This window comes from Ensifer adhaerens, assembly GCF_028993555.1.
GTDB lineage: Bacteria > Pseudomonadota > Alphaproteobacteria > Rhizobiales > Rhizobiaceae > Ensifer > Ensifer adhaerens_I.
Genome location: NZ_CP118610.1, coordinates 3,019,462 through 3,036,429 on the forward strand (window position 1 = coordinate 3,019,462; position 16,968 = coordinate 3,036,429).

Annotated in this window: 18 protein-coding genes; 9 read left to right on the top strand and 9 right to left on the bottom strand. The window is 63.3% G+C overall.

Going from position 1 to position 16,968, the window contains the following annotated elements; all coding sequences use genetic code 11:
* Positions 1-35: 35 nt before the first annotated feature.
* Complete coding sequence (locus PWG15_RS14785; RefSeq protein ID WP_275021004.1) at positions 36-2,690, top strand: TIGR02302 family protein; 2,655 nt, start codon at positions 36-38, stop codon at positions 2,688-2,690.
* 106 nt (positions 2,691-2,796) lie between these two features.
* Here the strand turns inward: PWG15_RS14785 and PWG15_RS14790 are convergent, their stop codons facing one another.
* The 3 genes from PWG15_RS14790 to PWG15_RS14800 form a co-directional block, all read right to left on the bottom strand.
* Positions 2,797-3,156, bottom strand: coding sequence for a response regulator (locus tag PWG15_RS14790; RefSeq protein WP_173520548.1), 360 nt, complete (start codon positions 3,154-3,156; stop codon positions 2,797-2,799).
* A 224-nt stretch (positions 3,157-3,380) separates the two neighbouring features.
* On the bottom strand, positions 3,381-3,926 hold the full coding sequence (gene hpt, locus PWG15_RS14795) for a hypoxanthine phosphoribosyltransferase (protein ID WP_057254766.1): 546 nt from the start codon (positions 3,924-3,926) through the stop codon (positions 3,381-3,383).
* A gap of 63 nt (positions 3,927-3,989) precedes the next feature.
* Positions 3,990-4,652, bottom strand: a complete 663-nt coding sequence (locus tag PWG15_RS14800) for a hypothetical protein (protein ID WP_275021008.1) — start codon at positions 4,650-4,652, stop codon at positions 3,990-3,992.
* Positions 4,653-4,966: 314 nt separating this feature from the next.
* On the opposite strand from PWG15_RS14800, the gene ftsE reads away from it, so the two are divergent.
* The 4 genes from ftsE (at position 4,967) to PWG15_RS14820 (ending at position 8,355) form a co-directional block, all read left to right on the top strand.
* The gene (ftsE, locus tag PWG15_RS14805; RefSeq protein ID WP_043623069.1) at positions 4,967-5,626 is read left to right on the top strand and encodes a cell division ATP-binding protein FtsE; all 660 of its coding nucleotides are present in this window, start codon (positions 4,967-4,969) and stop codon (positions 5,624-5,626) included.
* A gap of 67 nt (positions 5,627-5,693) precedes the next feature.
* Positions 5,694-6,641: a cell division protein FtsX gene (locus PWG15_RS14810; protein WP_425536763.1), complete on the top strand. Its 948-nt coding sequence runs from the start codon at positions 5,694-5,696 to the stop codon at positions 6,639-6,641.
* A gap of 97 nt (positions 6,642-6,738) precedes the next feature.
* Complete coding sequence (locus tag PWG15_RS14815) at positions 6,739-7,437, top strand: YdcF family protein (RefSeq protein ID WP_275021012.1); 699 nt, start codon at positions 6,739-6,741, stop codon at positions 7,435-7,437.
* 126 nt (positions 7,438-7,563) lie between these two features.
* The gene (locus PWG15_RS14820) at positions 7,564-8,355 is read left to right on the top strand and encodes a lysophospholipid acyltransferase family protein (RefSeq protein WP_275021015.1); all 792 of its coding nucleotides are present in this window, start codon (positions 7,564-7,566) and stop codon (positions 8,353-8,355) included.
* Positions 8,356-8,359: 4 nt separating this feature from the next.
* Here the strand turns inward: PWG15_RS14820 and PWG15_RS14825 are convergent, their stop codons facing one another.
* Positions 8,360-8,911 carry a gamma-glutamylcyclotransferase gene (locus PWG15_RS14825; protein ID WP_275021017.1) on the bottom strand — a complete coding sequence of 184 codons (552 nt, stop codon included), beginning with the start codon at positions 8,909-8,911 and terminating at the stop codon, positions 8,360-8,362.
* A gap of 202 nt (positions 8,912-9,113) precedes the next feature.
* Between PWG15_RS14825 and PWG15_RS14830 the strand changes: the two genes are divergently transcribed.
* On the top strand, positions 9,114-10,124 hold the full coding sequence (locus PWG15_RS14830; RefSeq protein ID WP_275021019.1) for a DUF2125 domain-containing protein: 1,011 nt from the start codon (positions 9,114-9,116) through the stop codon (positions 10,122-10,124).
* Between the two features lie 94 nt (positions 10,125-10,218).
* Here the strand turns inward: PWG15_RS14830 and PWG15_RS14835 are convergent, their stop codons facing one another.
* The 3 genes from PWG15_RS14835 to PWG15_RS14845 form a co-directional block, all read right to left on the bottom strand.
* Complete coding sequence (locus PWG15_RS14835; RefSeq protein ID WP_275021021.1) at positions 10,219-11,142, bottom strand: prephenate/arogenate dehydrogenase family protein; 924 nt, start codon at positions 11,140-11,142, stop codon at positions 10,219-10,221.
* On the bottom strand, positions 11,142-12,248 hold the full coding sequence (gene hisC / locus PWG15_RS14840) for a histidinol-phosphate transaminase (protein WP_275021023.1): 1,107 nt from the start codon (positions 12,246-12,248) through the stop codon (positions 11,142-11,144). Before hisC ends, PWG15_RS14835 begins: the two co-directional genes overlap by 1 nt.
* 145 nt (positions 12,249-12,393) lie before the next feature.
* Positions 12,394-13,158 carry a class I SAM-dependent methyltransferase gene (locus PWG15_RS14845; RefSeq protein WP_141679460.1) on the bottom strand — a complete coding sequence of 255 codons (765 nt, stop codon included), beginning with the start codon at positions 13,156-13,158 and terminating at the stop codon, positions 12,394-12,396.
* A gap of 81 nt (positions 13,159-13,239) precedes the next feature.
* Between PWG15_RS14845 and gloB the strand changes: the two genes are divergently transcribed.
* Positions 13,240-14,010 (top strand): hydroxyacylglutathione hydrolase, encoded by a 771-nt coding sequence (gene gloB, locus PWG15_RS14850; protein WP_275021028.1) that lies wholly within the window; start codon positions 13,240-13,242, stop codon positions 14,008-14,010.
* Positions 14,010-14,447 carry a cupin domain-containing protein gene (locus tag PWG15_RS14855; RefSeq protein ID WP_275021030.1) on the top strand — a complete coding sequence of 146 codons (438 nt, stop codon included), beginning with the start codon at positions 14,010-14,012 and terminating at the stop codon, positions 14,445-14,447. The genes gloB and PWG15_RS14855 overlap by 1 nt, the downstream gene beginning before the upstream one ends.
* Before the next feature lie 10 nt (positions 14,448-14,457).
* On the opposite strand, the gene yddG is transcribed toward PWG15_RS14855, so the two are convergent.
* The gene (yddG, locus tag PWG15_RS14860) at positions 14,458-15,348 is read right to left on the bottom strand and encodes an aromatic amino acid exporter YddG (protein WP_275021032.1); all 891 of its coding nucleotides are present in this window, start codon (positions 15,346-15,348) and stop codon (positions 14,458-14,460) included.
* 96 nt (positions 15,349-15,444) lie between these two features.
* Positions 15,445-16,221 carry a DUF3108 domain-containing protein gene (locus tag PWG15_RS14865; RefSeq protein ID WP_275021034.1) on the bottom strand — a complete coding sequence of 259 codons (777 nt, stop codon included), beginning with the start codon at positions 16,219-16,221 and terminating at the stop codon, positions 15,445-15,447.
* 379 nt (positions 16,222-16,600) lie between these two features.
* On the opposite strand from PWG15_RS14865, the gene rpmB reads away from it, so the two are divergent.
* Positions 16,601-16,891 (top strand): 50S ribosomal protein L28, encoded by a 291-nt coding sequence (rpmB, locus tag PWG15_RS14870; protein ID WP_034806568.1) that lies wholly within the window; start codon positions 16,601-16,603, stop codon positions 16,889-16,891.
* Positions 16,892-16,968 lie beyond the last annotated feature (77 nt).

Sequence of the window (16,968 nt, forward strand, 5' to 3'; positions counted from 1 at the left end):
GCGTTTGATGGGCGACCGAAAGGAAACTTGGGCGGATGACGCAATTCCGGCAGGATGAAACGCCACAACCGAAGCCGTTTTCGAGAGCCCTGGCATTGAAGAGATGGCTGGCGCGCTCGGTGCTGGTCGCCGAACAGCTTCTGCCGCGCATTCTTCTGCCCGGCTCCATCGTGCTTCTGTTTCTCGCCTTTGCCTGGCTCGGCTTCTTCCGGGTGGCACCGTTCTGGCTGCATGCCGCAGCCCTTTTTGTCTTCGCCATCGGTTTCCTCGCATCCCTGTTTCCGCTGACGCGCATTCGTTTGCCCGGAAATGTCGACGCCGACCGCATGCTGGAAGAGCGCAACGCCCTGCCCCACCAGGCAATCCGCGTCCAGGACGATCGGCCGGCAATCGACAATCCGCTCGGCGAAGCGCTGTGGCGCGAGCACCAGGTCCGCATGGCGCGGATGATCGGCGCGCTGGATACGGGGTTTCCTCGCCCTGATATCGCCCGGCACGATCCTTTTGCCCTGCGCGCCGTACCGGTGCTTCTCGCCTGCGTCGCCTTTGCCTATTCCTATTCCAACCGCGCCGGCCTGCTCAGCGACGCGCTGCGCCTGCCGCAAGCTTCGGTCGAGACGGCTGACATCCGCATCGATGCGTGGGTTACGCCGCCTGCCTATACCGGCCGTGCCCCAATCTTCCTCACGGGCAAGCCGGAGGCCGCATCGGTTGCCGGCGACGCCGGAGCCATCACCATCCCGCAATTCAGCGACGTGACGGTCCGGGTCACCGGGGCGGGACCGGACCAGATCGTCCGCTTTGCGGAAAGCGGCGCCACCAAGGCGATCGCCATTCCGGCGGCCGGCGAGAAAGCCGAGGAAACGAAGCCCAAACCCAAGGTGGGAGAAGCCGGGCCCAAGGTCGCCGAAATGGCTGCATCCGAGCCTGCCCGCAACCCGAATGCCGTGCGCAACCATGTCTACAAGGTCGTCAAGGACGGCGAGCTTGTCGTCGGTGATCGGCGCTGGGCTTTCAAGATCATTCCGGATGGCGTACCGCAGATTTCCTTCGACGGCATTCCTCGTCCGACCCCCAATGCGGCGCTGGAGATCCCCTTCGCCGCAACGGATGATTACGGCATTGCCCAGGCCTGGGCCGAGATCCAGCCGCTCGACAAAGCTCCGGAGGGAGCTCGCCCGCTCTATCCGCTGCCGGAATACCGGCTCGACCTGCCGCGCCGCAATGCGCGCGAAGCCAAGGGCACGACCAGCCGAAACCTCAGCGAACATCCGCTCGCCGGCAAGCGCGTGCGGGTCACCCTCGTCGCCCGCGACGCCGCGGGCCAGGAGGGGCGCAGCCCGCCGCAGGAAATGATCCTGCCCGCCCGCCAGTTCACCCAGCCACTCGCCGGCGCCGTCGCCGAGCAACGCCAGGTCTTCGCCCTCGATGCCAACGACCTGCCGCGCGCGCTCGACCTCAACGATGCCGTTGCCTCTCTTGCCGAGGACTGGATCCCCAACCTCACGCATTTCCTGCTGCTGAAATCGGCCCGCACGCGCATGGCGCTTGCCTACAACGACGACATGCTGCGTGACGCCGCCGGATACCTGTGGGAGATTGCGCTTGGCATCGAAGACGGCGACCTGTCGCTCGCCGAGCGGCGCCTGCGTGACGCGCAGCAGGCGCTCTCGGACGCGCTGGAACGCAACGCGTCAGACCAGGAAATTGCCAAGCTGATGCAGGAACTGCGCCAGGCCATGCAGGAATACATGCAGGCTCTCGCCCAGCAGGCGGCCAAAGACCCGCGCATGGCTGGCAAGATGAACCCGAACAACATCCTGCGCCAGCAGGACCTCGAAAGGATGATGAACCAGATCGAGAACCTGGCGCGCTCCGGCGCGCGCGATCAGGCGCGCCAGATGCTATCGGAACTGCAGCGCATGATGAACAATCTGCAGGCCGGCCGCGGCCAGCAGCAGATGGGCCAGCAGAACGATGCCATGAGCCAGCAGATCGAGAAGCTCGGCAAGTTGCTGCAGGATCAACAAAAGCTCATGGACGAGACTTTCAAGCTCGACCAGGCGCAGCGCGACCGGATGCAGCGCGGCGATCCGTTGCAGGGCGAGGACAATGAGCTTTTCGGTCAGGAGATGCCGCAGGATCCCGGCCAGCGCGGCGATCCGAATGGCCAGCCCAATCCGCTCGACGACATGACCGCCGAACAGTTGAAGGATGCGCTCAAGCAGTTGAAGCAGCAGCAGGATGCGCTTGGCAAGCAGCTAGGCGAGCTCAACAAGAGCCTCGAAAGCATGGGCGTCAAGCCGGGCAAGGGCTTCGGCGAGGCCCAGCGGGAAATGGACGGCGCATCCGGCGCACTTGGCAAGGGCCAGGGCGAACAGGCGGTCGGCAATCAGGGCCGCGCGCTACAGGCGCTGCGCCAGGGTGCCCAGGACATGATGAACCAGATGCAGAGCCAGGGTCAGGGCCCCGGCATGGGCGTCCCGCAATTCGGCCAGAACGGGCGCGACCCGCTTGGCAGGCCTCAGAACAACCGGGGTCCGGAGTTCGGCGATCACGTGAAGGTGCCCGAGGAATTTGACACGCAACGCGCCCGTCAGATCCTCGAAGAGATCCGCCGCCGGCTCGGGGATAACCTGTCGCCGGAGGCCGAGCGGCAATATCTCGAGCGTCTGCTCGACATGCAATGAACCCGCAGCCGGTTCAGACCAGCCGATCCAATGCACACGCGGCTTGCGATGGGCGTAGCCTAACGCCCACGACCTCGGCAGCGATCAATTGTCGGATTGGGGTTCGTCAGGCTGCCAGCGCCAGCGCAACGGCCTTGCGGATATCGGGAAGGGAAAAGGGCTTGGAGATGACGTCGACGATCTTGTCGGCCAGATCATCGGCCCGTTCGCGCTGTTCGGCATAGCCGGTCATCAGCAGGATCTTCATTGCCGGAAAGGCAGCCGACGCCTGGTGCGTAAGTTCGATGCCGTCCATGACCGGCATGCGAATGTCGGAAAGCAGAAGATCGAAAGCCTCGGTCTGGAGGCAGGCAAGGCCATCGGCACCGTCGCCCGCCTCCACCGTCTCATGACCGTCGAGCTTCAGTGCCCGCGCGACGAAGGAACGCAACGCATCCTCGTCCTCGGTAATCAGGATCTTCGCCATCATGGCCTCCGCGTTTCCGAGGCGCGGCTTTCACGCCGACGCCCGCACCTGATCCAAAAGGTTACAGCGGGCGCCGGTCATCGACCGGACACAACGGCGCTGCAGCACCGCGAATCCGATAGGGAATCACCACGCGGCGCATCCCCAACCAACCAGTTTTTCGTTTGTGTTCGGTAAACGCGCGGCGACCGGATTTCAGGATCGTCGTGCCGTTCCGGCACAACTCACTCGGCGTCGCCGGTGACGACGCCGACGAACGGCAGCTCGCGGAAGGCATAGGCGACATCCATGCCGTAGCCGACGACGAAGTGATCGGGACATTCGAAACCGACATAATCGGCTTCGAGCTCGACCTTGCGCTTGACCCGCTTGTCGAGCAGCACGGCGATCGTCACGTTGCGCGCGCCGCGCTCGTACATCAGTTCCTTGGCAAAACGCAGTGTCCGGCCGGATTCGAGAATATCGTCGATCAGAAGCACGTCACGCCCATGCACGTCGCTGTCGATATCCTTGATGATCTTCACGCCCTGCGAGACCGTACCGAGCCCGTAGCTCGACAGCGTGATGAACTCGACTTCCGGTGCAAGTCCGGTGTTGTGCATGGCGCGGATCAGGTCCGCAGCAAAGATGAACGATCCCTTGAGCACCGCGATCACCAGCAGATCCTTGTGCGGACCGTTGACGATCATCCCTGCCAACTCGCTGTTGCGCGCGGCAATCGTTTCGGCCGTGTAGAGAGGTTCGATATTTTTACCGCGAACAACGGGCATCAAGGCTTCTCCAGCGTTTCATCCAGAAGACCAAGGCCTTCCCATCCGCGCCGCTTAGCACAATCAGCGGGCTGAAACACCGTTTTCAGCGAAGGAAACCGTCACATCGGGCATTTTTCCACCTGCATAGGGCAGCCGCGTCATGAAATGACGGCTCTCGCCCGGTGCGATTGCCGCACCTTCGGGCATCACGCGCGTGGTCGTTACCGGACGTCCGTTGGCCGCCACCCCCACCATTACGAGCGGCAGTCGCTGTTCGACATCCGACCGGTTGTCGATCGAGCCGTAGACGGAAAGGACGCGCATTCCACCGGAGTAGTCCAGTGCACTCGTGACCCCTGATATCGCGAGCGGCCGAACATCGGCCTGTCCGTCGCCCGCGGAACCGACGATCACCAGAAAGGATGCAAGTGCGAAACCCGCCACCAGGCCGGCGAAGCGGCGCGCAGGCATGTCGCGAAGCCGCGCTTCGGCATGGCTCAACAATCGGCCGGCAAGCGACGTTTCATCGGTGACGACTGTCAAGGTCGGGCGTTTCTGATTTTCGACCTTGGCATTGTCATTGAACACCGGATAGCGCGTTCGGCGCGACGAGGGAGCAATCACCTCGAACTCGGCATCGACATAGTCGACGCGTCGCGGCATCGCCGCTCCCTCACGTGCGCCCCGTTCGGGCGGCAGGAAGTCCGCCGAAGCGCCGGCGGTTTTGGTCCGGAATGCGTGCATGACCATTTCCTCCTGTCCCACAGGGGGACGGTGCGGCCACTGGACCCTACCGTCGCGACTGCGAAACCATCGGGCAATGCGCGAACCCTTGGCCTGCAAGAATCTAGGCATTGCATCAAATCTTTCCGACACGTAAACCGGAATGGTTAATGTTTCGGAAAGACGTCGCGAAAGCGGCACCTTTTCATGAAAAATTAACCGCTGCTTAACCATGATTCCGCTGGCGGTTTTGCCTTTCGAGGCTGGTCGTCCTATGCGCGGAGGACCGGAACCGGCCGTCGGTTGCAGGGCCGTGAGAGAGACTGGGCTGCCGCTTGATTCATTTTGAGAACGTCGGACTACGCTATGGCATGGGACCGGAAATCCTCCGGGACCTGACCTTCGATATTCCGCGCCGTTCGTTCCAGTTCCTGACCGGCCCGTCGGGCGCCGGCAAGACCACACTTTTGAGATTGCTTTTTCTCTCGCTGCAGCCGACGCGCGGCCTGATCCGGATGTTCGACCGCAACATCTCGTCGATCCCGCGCGAGGAGTTCCCGATGCTGCGCCGGCGCGTCGGCATCGTCTTCCAGGATTTTCGCCTGCTCGAACATCTCACGACCTATGAGAATGTCGCCCTGCCCCTGCGCGTGCGCGGCAAGGAAGAGGCGAGCTATCGGGCCGACGTGATCGAACTGTTGAAGTGGGTCGGCCTCGGCGAGCGCATCAATGTCCTGCCGCCGGTTCTTTCCGGCGGCGAGAAGCAGCGCGCGGCGATCGCCCGGGCACTGATCGATCGGCCGGAGATTCTGCTTGCCGACGAGCCGACCGGCAACGTCGATCCGCCGATGGCCAGACGCCTCCTCAATCTCTTCCTGGAACTGAACCGGCTCGGCACGGCAGTGGTGATCGCCACGCACGATCTGTCGCTGATGGATCAGGTGGAAGCACGGCGCATGATCCTTTCCCAGGGACGGCTCGATATCTATGAGTGACAGCCGCACGAAACGCCAGAACAGCGCACCAGAGCAGCAGCCGGAACAGCGGCCCCGCCGGACGGAAATGCGCGTACGGCCGACCGGCCCGATCGTGCCCTCGACCAATGTCTCCGGCCACGCGCTGATGTGCGTCATCGCCATCATGTCGTTCCTGGCCTGCCTGACGCTCGGCGGCGTCAGCATGGTCCGGGCAACGGCCCAGAGCTGGCAGTCGCAGATCTCCCGCGAGATCACCATCCAGATCAAGCCGGACGACAACCTCGACATGGAGAAGGCGCTCGCGGATGCCCGCGATCTGGCCCTCACCTTCAGCGGTACGGCCGACGGCAAGATCGTCGATCGCGCCGCCACCGCGCGCCTGCTCGAACCCTGGCTCGGCGAAGGCCTCGATCTCGATGAGTTGCCGGTACCGCGGCTGATCATCATCACCATCGACGAAAACAACCCGCCCGATTTCGCCGCCATGCGCAAGGCGCTGACCGAGACGATCCCGCAAGCCTTCCTCGACGATCACCGCACCTGGGTCGACCGGCTCGTCGCCATGGCCAATACCACGGCGATGATCGGCACCGGCGTGCTGGCCCTCGTCTTCTCCGCCATGGTACTCACGGTGATCTTCGCCACCCGCGGCGCACTTTCCGGCAACCGCCACATCGTCGAGGTGCTGCACTTCGTCGGCGCCGAGGCCGGTTTCGTCGCCTCCGAATTCCAGAAGCATTTTCTCCGGATCAGCCTCAAGGGCGCCGGCACCGGCGGCCTGCTCGCCGCCCTTTCCTTCGCGCTTGCCGGCTTCTGGCAGTCGCGGACATTGGCAACGCCGCAGACGGACCAGGCAACCGCGCTCTTCGGCACCTTCACCATCGGCTATGGTGGCTACCTCGGCATCGCCGCCATCATCGTCGTCATCGCCATCCTGACAACCGTAACCGCCCGCCTCACCGTCATGCGCACGATCTACGAGATCGATCTCATCCGTTCGGACCCAGGCCGCACGGACCTCTATCAGAGCTGACCTGTTCGATGTTTCGCCGTGCCTCGATCCATTCCTTGCCGTAATCTGTGGCTATGTGAAGAGAATCATGATGGCGCGAGAGTTACGCGGGAACGGGATGGCCGAAGGAGGCAAATGGCAGGGGAGAGCCGACGATCGCCGGCGGCCCCGCAGTCTCTTGCGCAAAATTCTCCGGCGCACCTTCTTCGTCCTGCTGTTGCCGCTGGCGCTCCTGATCGCCGCCTTCCTGAATTTTGCCGACACGGTCGCATCACTGCAGCCGCCCGTGCATCCCAAGGCGGATGCGATCGTCGTGCTGACCGGCGGTTTCCAGCGCATCGACCAGGCGGTCGATCTTCTGAAAGGCGGCGCGGGCAAGCGCCTGCTCATCTCCGGCGTCCACCCGACGACGACAGGCAGCCAGATTCGCCGCAACACCCAGAGCTCCGCCGATCTCTTCAAATGCTGCGTCGATATCGGTCATGAGGCGATCGATACCATCGGCAACGCCACCGAGACCGCGCAATGGATCCGTGATCGCGGCTATACGAGCGTGCTCGTCGTTACCAACAATTATCATATGCCACGCAGTCTGCTGGAGCTTCGGCGCACCCGCCCGGAGACGGAGTTCATCCCCTACCCGGTCGTCAATTCGGATCTGAAGACGACGAACTGGCTGCGCAACCCGATGGTGCTGAAATCGATCCTGCTGGAATTCGGGAAATACACGATCGCATCGGTTCGCGATTTCGCCGGCGCCCGGCCGACGAGCGGTCTGCGCACGGATTCCTCACGCGCCACGCCGGCCGAAGAATAGAAGGCATCGAGAAGGTCGCCGGCCTAAAGTGAGGGAGGGCAGTTTTCCTTCGGCACGGTTTCGTGTAGGCAGCGATCAATCGGCCTGACGCCGGTTCTTGAGAACTCGCCTACGAGAGCGTGCCTGATGATCGCCTTGCGTTCGATCCTTTTCAACACGGTGTTCTACGCCAATCTGATCGTGCAGATGATCGTGCTGACGCCGATCTATTTCCTGCTGCCGCGCAAGAAGGCCTGGTTCGTTCCCAAGAACTGGGTGCGCAGCAATCACTGGCTGCTCGAAAAAATGGTCGGCACGACCTTCGAGATCGAAGGCTTGGAGAACATCCCTGATGTCCCCTACATCTTCGCCCCCAAGCACCAGTCCTTCTGGGACGCCTACGCACTTTTGCCCTGGCTCAGCGATCCCTTTTACATCCTGAAGCGCGAACTCACCTGGATCCCGCTCTTCGGCTGGTATGTGCTCAAGCAACGCATGGTTCCGGTCAATCGCGCGGCTCGCGGCAAGGCAATGACCGGCGTGATGAACCGCACCAAGCAGGAAATGGCAACCGGCCGCGAGCTCATCATCTATCCGGAAGGCACGCGCCGGCCGCCCGGCGCCCCGCCGGAATACAAATACGGCATCGCACGCCTCTACCGCGATCTGGGCGTGCCGGTGGTGCCGGTCGCCATGCATCCCGGGCTCTTCTGGCCGCGCCGCAAGTTCCTGCGTTTTCCCGGTCACTTCAAGGTCCGCATCCTGCCGCCGATCGAGGCCGGCATGGACCCGGACGCATTCCTTGCCAGGCTGGTGGAAGTCACGGAGAAGGCCAGCGACGAGTTGCTCGTCGAAACGGTGAAAAACAATCCGCACCTGCCGCTGCCGCCAACCGCCGAGCAACGGCTGAAGGAACTGAAGGCGGCGGGCGGGGCCTGAGCCCTCAGGCCCGCGCGCGCTGGCGCGTCTGCTCGAGCAGGCTCACCACCTCTTCCAGCCAGTGATCGCGAATGCCCATTTCTTTCAGATGGGCAAGCGTGTTGAACACATACTCGCTGTTCGGCCCGGATTTCCCCGTCGACACCGCAACGATATCGGCCGCCTCGCCGGTGCTGAGCGTACCGGCATATTGGACATGAGCGCGGTCGATGACATAGGCGAGCGCCGGCACCCGCCGTCCGTCGGCAAGCAGCACCGGCATCGTGCGCTCCTTGTAGACATGCGTGACCAGTTCACGCTCACGCAGATAGTCGACGACATCGGTTGCCTGCCCGCGCTCGACGCGGAAGGCCGTGCCGATGCAGGAGCCGCCACGGTCGAGACCAAGCACCAGTCCCGGCCGCTGTTCGGTGCCGCGGTGCACCCAGGAATGGACGCAGAGTGAACGGCGATAGCCGAATGCGCGCGCCGTCAGCTTTTCCTCGAAGGTAAAGCCGGGGTTCCACATCAGCGACCCGTAGCCAAAGACCCAAAATTCGTCCATATCCACTGTCATTCAACCCGCGCTGTCTGCTCTCGCCACCGAATCATGATCGGCTCTCAGGAATGGTCAGCCATGTCGGTTTCTACGGCACAGCATCTCGGCACGAAAGAGACAAGCTCGTCCTTGTGCACCCGAAGACAAGAATAGTTTTGCGGATCGGCGGCGCCACCCGAAAGGCAGCCGCAGTCCAGTTTAGAGTGAGGTATCCGCGCCCATGTCGGCAACCGCAGTTTCCAATCCCTCGTCAGTCAGCCGGAAATTCCGCTGGCTGACAGCAGGCATCGTGCTTGTCGCCGGCATCTATTCGGCCGGCTGGTTCCTCGCCGCCGATCAGATCGAGAAGCGTCTTGCGGCCCGCCTCGCCGATGGGCAGGCGGCCGGGCTTGGCGGCGAATGCACGAACATGGACGTGCGCGGCTTTCCGTTCCGCATCGGCCTCTTCTGCGACAAGGTCCACCTCGACGACACTCGCCACGGCACGTCCGCCTCCTTCGGAGCGCTGCGGACGGCCGCACAGGTCTATCAGCCCGGCCATGCCGTGATCGAACTCGATGGCCCGGCCGAGATCCGCGCGTCGCCCGGCCTCAACGTCTTCGCCGACTGGACCCTGCTGCATGCGAGCGTGCGCGCGACCTTGTCCGGTGTCGACCGCACCTCGCTCACCTATGACAATCTCAACGGCCGGGTGCGCCTCCCGCTCTCGGGCGACGGGCTTGGCTTCGGCGCCAGCCACGGCGAACTGCACCTTCGCCAGAACGGCGCTGACCTTGATGCCGCCTTGAGCGTCGACAAGCTCGACCTGCGTCCGGAGGAAGGGCCGAGCTACGCACCGCCGGCCGCCGTGGCTGCGGACCTGACCTTTACCGACAAGGCCGGATGGATGGCGACCACGCCGACACCGGAGATGTTTCGCGGCAGCAAGGGCGAACTCAGGCTGCTCACCCTTGATCTCGGCTCCGGCATGAACGCCAAGCTTTCCGGACCCTTCTCGGTCAACGATCAGGGACTGATCTCCGGCGAGTTCTCGCTGACGATGTCGAATATCGAGGCCTGGCGGGCCAATCTGGTCAAGCTGATCCCCGACGACGCCAACCTCGTGGACAACACCGCCAACATGCTGAAGGCGCTCGCCAACGGCAAGGACGAGGCGACCGTGAAACTCAACGTGCGCGACGGCACGGCGTTTCTCGCCTTCATTCCGATCGGTGTACTGCCGACGCTTTGATCGAAGGCCGCCTTCTGCGGCACCCGCAGCGAAAAACAGAAAAGCCCGGGTCGCGGATCATTCCGCCAGCCGGGCTTTCTTGTTGGCTTAGTCGCTATTTCTGATCCATGGCATGCCGGCCGAAGTCCGGCATCGCCGTGTCCTGGCCCGCCTGGATGATCGAGCGGCGGATGGCGCGGGTGCGGGTAAAGAGGTCGAAGAGCTTGTCACCGTCGCCCCAGCGGATCGCCCGCTGCAGATAGGCGAGATCTTCGGAAAACCGCGCCAGCATCTCCAGGATCGCATCCTTGTTGTGCAGGCAGACGTCACGCCACATGGTCGGGTCGGAGGCCGCCAGACGGGTGAAATCGCGAAAGCCCGACGCCGAATACTTAATGACTTCGGATTCGGTGACTGTCTCAAGATCATCGGCCGTGCCGACAATGTTGTAGGCGATGATGTGCGGCAGGTGCGAGACGATCGCCAGCACCTTGTCGTGGTGCTCGGCGTCCATTTCCTCGACCATCGAGCCGAGCGTTTCCCAGAAACGCCGCAGCCGGGCGACCGCTTCCCCGTCAGCACCTTCCGGCGGCGTCAGGATGCACCAACGGCCGCGAAAGAGGCCGACGAAGCCGGCATCCGGGCCCGAATGCTCGGTACCGGCGATCGGATGGCCCGGCACGAAATGTACGGTCTCCGGCAGATGCGGCGCCATTTGCGCAATCACCGAGCCTTTGGTCGAACCGACATCGGTCACGATCGCGCCAGGCTTCAGATGCGCCGCAATCTCGGCCGCGACAGCACCGGAGGCACCGACCGGGACCGAGACGATGACGAGGTCCGCGTCACGAACGGCTTCCGCCGCAGACAGCGTATAGCGGTCGCCGAGCCCGAGCTCCTGCGTACGCTTCAAAGTCGCCTCGCTGCGCGTGGAAACGACGAGCGTACCGGCAAGCTGCTTCTCGCGGATTTCGCGCGCGATCGACGAGCCGATCAGGCCGATACCGATGAGGGCGATCGTTTCAAACTGCTGAGCCATTATTTCCGTCCCATGAATTCGGTCAGCGCCGCGATGACGCCTTCGTTGGCTTCTTCCGAGCCGATGGTCATGCGCAGTGCGTTCGGGAAGCCGTAGCTGCGGACCGCACGCAGGATATAGCCACGGCTGGTCAGGAAATCATCGGCCTCATCGGCCCGCTTGCCGTTTTCTTCCGGAAAGTGGATCAGCACGAAATTCGTGACCGAGGGCGTGATGCGCAACCCGATCGCTTCGAGCGCTTCGCTGACACGCGCGAGCCAGGTGAGATTGTGATCAACTGCCGTCGCAACAAAAGCCTGATCACGGATCGCCGCAGCCCCCGCAGCGATCGAGGGCGCACTGAGGTTGAACGGCCCGCGCACACGGTCGACCGCATCGATCACCTCCGGCGGCGCGTACATCCAGCCGATGCGCAAGCCCGCAAGGCCGTAGATCTTCGAGAAGGTGCGGGTCATCACCACATTGCGGCTGGCCGAGACAAGCTCCAGACCGGCGGCATAGTCGTTGCGGCGCACATACTCGGCATAGGCCGCATCAAGCACCAGCAGCACGCCTTCAGGCAGCCCCGCATGCAGCCGACGGACTTCATCGACGGGGATGTAGGTGCCGGTCGGATTGGCGGGGTTGGCGAGGAAGACGACCTTCGTGCGCTCAGTCACCGCCGCGAGAATGGCATCGACGTCGACGCGCGCATCCTTCTCCTTGACGGTAATGGGCGTCGCGCCCGCAGCCATGATCTGGATCTTGTAGACGAGGAAGCCGTGCTCGGTGATGATGCCTTCATCGCCGGGGCCGAGATAGGTGTGGCAGAGGAGCCCCAGCAGTTCGTCCGAGCCGTTGCCGCACATGATGTTGGCCGGGTTGAGGCCGTGCACAGCGCCGATCGCCTCTCTCAGCGCCCGCGCCTGGCCATCCGGATAACGCTCCAGGTTGAAGGCAGCCGCCTGGAAAGCCTCGATCGCCTTGGGGCTGGCGCCAAGCGGCGTCTCGTTGGACGAGAGTTTGTGCACCTTGGCGACACCCGGCGCGTGCTCCTTGCCCGGCACATAAGCGGCAATATCCAGAATGCCGGAACGCGGTTCGGGGCTCTTCGAAGCAAGGCTCATAGGGTCAGCTTTCTTTGGCCATCAAAGTGCTGCAGCGACGGGTACGTGCCTTGGGAGGCGCGCGGCGCTGCAAGCAGGAAAAGAGGTCAAGCCATTAGCGGCGCAAGCGGCTTTTGTCGAGGGTACGCCGCGGCTCCGGTGTTGGTTAGCGGGTGGGATGCGGCCGCTCACGCGTGCTCGGTACGCCCTGCGGCGCCAGCACCGGTACGAAGACGCGGCGCGATGCGCGTGCGGCGACTGGCAGCCCCTGGTAAAGCCGCTTCTGCGCCTCAACAACAATAACGCCGGAAAAGACAGGCCAGAGCGATCGACCGAGCCGCTCGAAGCCCCGACGCAGCCGCAGGATCGCCCTGAGCTTCGACGGTGGGAAGAACAGCGCATCCGCCGTGGCGCCCGGTGTGAAGTTGGTCTCACGCAGCAGCGCCGTCAGCTGCCCGCGCGAATAGGGCCGACCGGACCCGAAGGGTGTATGCTCCATGCGCGCCCAGACGCCGCGCCTATTGGGCACGACGATGACGAGTCGGCCGCCCGGCGCCAGCACCCGCCAGATCTCCTTCATGGTTTCCCGCGGGCTTTCGGCGAATTCCAACGAATGCACCATCAGCACCCGATCGATCGAGGCGTCGGGCAGCGGTAGTTCCTCATCGAACACCAGCGCCGTCGAGGAGAGCTCGGCAACCGGCCAGTTCACCGCCCCCTGCCCGGCCGGCATGAAGGCGAAGGTGCGCTCGGTATCCTTGCGGAACCGTTCGAGATAGGGAACGGCATAGCCGAGACCGACCAGCCGCTCGTCCGGAAGCCGCGCCCAGACGGACGAAAGCGCCATGGTGACGGATTGCTCCGCCATACGGCCGAGTTCGGAGTGATAGAATTCGCGCAGGTCGACGATATCGGTGTGCATTCGCAACATGTTAGCTTCGAAGCGGTAGACTTCAAGGTAAGGCTCGCTACATTCGGCAGCATTCCCTCTCTCCTGACCGGAGGACGTGCCATGGCCGCGCTCGAACTCGACCTCTTCCTCTGCCGCACCGACAATTTCGGCGTGCTGGTCCATGACCCCGAAAGCGGCCTGACCGCCTCGATCGACGCGCCGGAAGAGGCGCCCATTCTGGAGGCACTGGAGCGGCGCGGCTGGAAGCTCACCCATATCCTGACGACCCATCATCACGGCGACCACGTGGCGGCAAATGACGCCCTGAAGCAACGCTTCGGCGTCACGATCATCGGCCCCTTCGGCGAAGCCTCGAAGATACCGGGCCTCGACAGGACCGTGCGCCATGGCGAGCGTTTCGATTTTGCCGGCCGTTCCGTCGAGGTGGTCGAGACCCCGGGCCACACGGCCGGCCATATCTGCTTCCACTTCCCGCAGGATAAGCTGCTCTTTGCCGCCGACACCCTGTTCGCGCTCGGCTGTGGCCGCCTGTTCGAGGGGACGCCGGCGACCATGTGGCAGTCGCTCAGCCGGCTCATGGCGTTGCCGGACGACACGGCTGTCTATTTCGGCCATGAATACACGCTGTCCAACGCCCGCTTCGCGGTGACCGTCGACCCGGAGAATGCCGAACTCAAGGCGCGCGCGGCTGAAATCGAGGAGACACGCTGCGACGGCGGTTTCACCGCACCGACGACGATCGGCCTGGAGAAGCGCACGAACCCGTTCCTGCGCGCTAGCGACCCCGGCATTCGCGCCCATCTCGGCATGCAGAACGCCGACGATGCCGCGGTTTTCGCCGAAATCCGCAAGCGGAAGGATAATTTCTAGTGGCTGAGGCGCAATCGGCGGCGGAGATCATCCAGGCACTCGGCTTGGTGCGCCATCCGGAGGGCGGATGGTACATCGAGACCTTCCGCGATACGGCCGGCGGCCCACGTGGGCATTCGACGGCGATCTACTACCTGCTGGAGCGCGGCGAGCGCTCGCACTGGCATCGTGTGCGCGATGCGGTCGAGATCTGGCATCACCACGCCGGCGCGCCGCTCGAACTCAGCATCGCCGAGGACGGGCATCCCGCCGAGACGCTGCGGCTCGGGTCCGACATTCTGAACGGGGAACGACCGCAGGGCGTGGTCCCGGCTAACTGGTGGCAGTCCGCCGCCTCGCTTGGCGATTGGACCCTGGTCGGTTGCACCGTCGCGCCGGCATTTGATTTCGCCGCCTTCGAAATGGCGGCTCCCGATTGGCAGCCGACCAATCGATAGCAGACCTTGCTTACTCCGCCGGCTGAGCCACCACCGCTCGCTTTGGGAAAATCATGTCCTTCGCCGCCAGTACCGCCCCGCCGGTCACGAACAGGCAGGCGAGTGCGATGCGCCAGGACGGCTCCGCGAAACCGAACAGGATCAGGATCAGCGTCGAAAGCACCGGTGCCGCATAGCTGCAAACGCCGAGAAGCTGGATATTGCCGTTCTTCACGCCGAAGTCCCAGGCATAGAACGCCGCCCCGACCGGCAGCAGGCCGAGGCCGAGGACCGCCAGCCACTCGAAGGTGTTTGCGGGCCAGACGGTCGTTTCGAGCGCCAGATGGCAGGCGAAAGACAGGATCGAGGTGGCAAGACAAAAGCCAGTGACAACATCCGTCGAGACCGCTTCGAAGCGGCGGGTGATGAGAGAATAGCCGGACCAGGTGAAGGCGCAGAGGAAGGCGGCGCCGTAGCCGAGCAGATAGGCATCGTCGAAGGCAACGCCATTGCGCGCCACGATCAGGATCGTGCCCATGAGGCCGGCGAGCGCGCCGGCAAGATGATACCAGCGCAAGCGCTCGCCCGGCAGCAGCGCCGAGCCGACAACGATCAGAAGCGGCCAGAGATAGGCGATCAGCCCGGCTTCCACTGCCGGGGCGTTGCGCAGGGCCGTGAAGTAGAGAAAGTGATAGCCGAACAGGCCGGCGATACCCGTGATCCAGACCTTGGCGGGCTGCTTGAGCAGCGCCAGGCGCTCCGGCCTCATTGCCAGCACGACAAGTCCTGGCAGGCTGCCGATCAGGAAGCAGATCGCCGAAAGCTGGAACGGCGGCATCTTGCCGGATGCTGCCGTGAACAGCGCGAGCAGCGACCACATCAGGATGGCAGAAAAGCCGATCAACGTTGCCTTGAATTTCATAGTCGTCCCCTCGCGCGGCCTCTCTCGCGGAAACCTGCGCCGATAAAATCACCGTGCTTCGTGGTATTTAACCTTTTAGTTGCACGCGGTCGCGCGTCAACCACCAAATCGCGTCGCCGAGACCGTGACCGGCCCAAGCTTGGTGGGGATGCGGACATAGACGGGGGCGTAGACGTTGACCGCTTGCGCCTTGGCAAACCAGATCTCCATCGTCTGCAGACGACGCAGATACTCGACGTCCTCGCGGCCCTTCTTGTATCCGGCCTTCGGCACGAAACGGATGCCGCAGACGATTACTTCCCCTTCGAAGCCCTTCGTCTTGAAGGGTCTGGTGCCCTTTGGGGAGAGCTTGATGTCGAGCCGCGACTCGCCATCAAAGATCGGCAACGTGTTCGGGCAGACGCGCGCCTCGGCGGGAATGATGAGGCCGGAAAGCGGGTCGAGCACGTTGCGCATGTCGCGCGAGGTGACGGGCACCCAGTTCTTCGGCAACGGCGTGCGCTTGGGTGTCATGCTCGCATGCACGACATTGCCGTTGCGATAGGTGACGCTGATCGCCCGCCCCTTCGAACCGCTGCGATAGGACATCGAATATTGCGACGCCCGCAGGTGATCCTTGTCGATCACACCCGAAACCTGAGTCTGACCCGAGGTCCGGCTGAGGATATCGAGCAGACCGGCCGACTTCAGCGTTCCCGATATCGTGTAGCGATTCTTCTGCAGTTCGGTGTGGAAGGAGGCGCGGGCAACCGGCAGACCGGCCAGCGAGATGCTGTAATCCGTCAGATGCTCGACATCGGCGGCCGATGATACTGTGGAAAACGAGACCGCGGACAGCAGCGCCGCCACGCGAAAGCCATTTCGCAACTTCATGCCTTGAAAAATCCATCGCTTGAACATCGCCGCAATACCCTGAAATGCAGGCTCTTTGCGGCTTTTCTACGCCCAGTTCGCTGCAGCCGCACGTCGGGCCGACCCTGTGGTCGCCACACGTCCTCATGCAAGAAATAACGCATAGCAAAACCGCTTGGAATGGGTCTCGCAAGGCATTATTCTTCAGAGAACCAAGCGTCACATCTGAAGATCGGTCGGGAAAAACCGCGGGTTTTCCCAGAATGCAAGAGGTTTGGCTTGACGGGCGGGCCGTCTCTGACTATAGAACCGCGACTTTCCAATAATGGCCTAGGAACGCGGCCTGGGCTCTGGGCCCGCTACCGCATTGTCCGGCGGCGATAAAGAGAATAGGTGTACCATGTCCCGTAGTTGCGAATTGACCGGCAAGGGCGTCCAGTCGGGCAACAATGTAAGCCACGCCAACAACAAGACCAAGCGTCGGTTCCTTCCGAACCTTTGCAACGTCACGCTGATTTCCGACGCTCTCGGCCAGCGCTACCGTCTGCGCGTTTCCGCTGCAGCTCTCCGCTCGGTTGAACACCGTGGCGGCCTCGACGCCTTCCTGCTGAAGTCGGACGAAAACGAGCTGAGCATGCGCGCTCGCCTGCTGCGTCGCCAGATCGTCAAGAAGGTTGCTGAAGCCGCCTGATCGGCGCCAGCGTCCTGTCTTCGACACGCGTTTAAAAGGCTTGCGGGTTCATCCGGCAAGCCTTTTTCTCGTGCGCA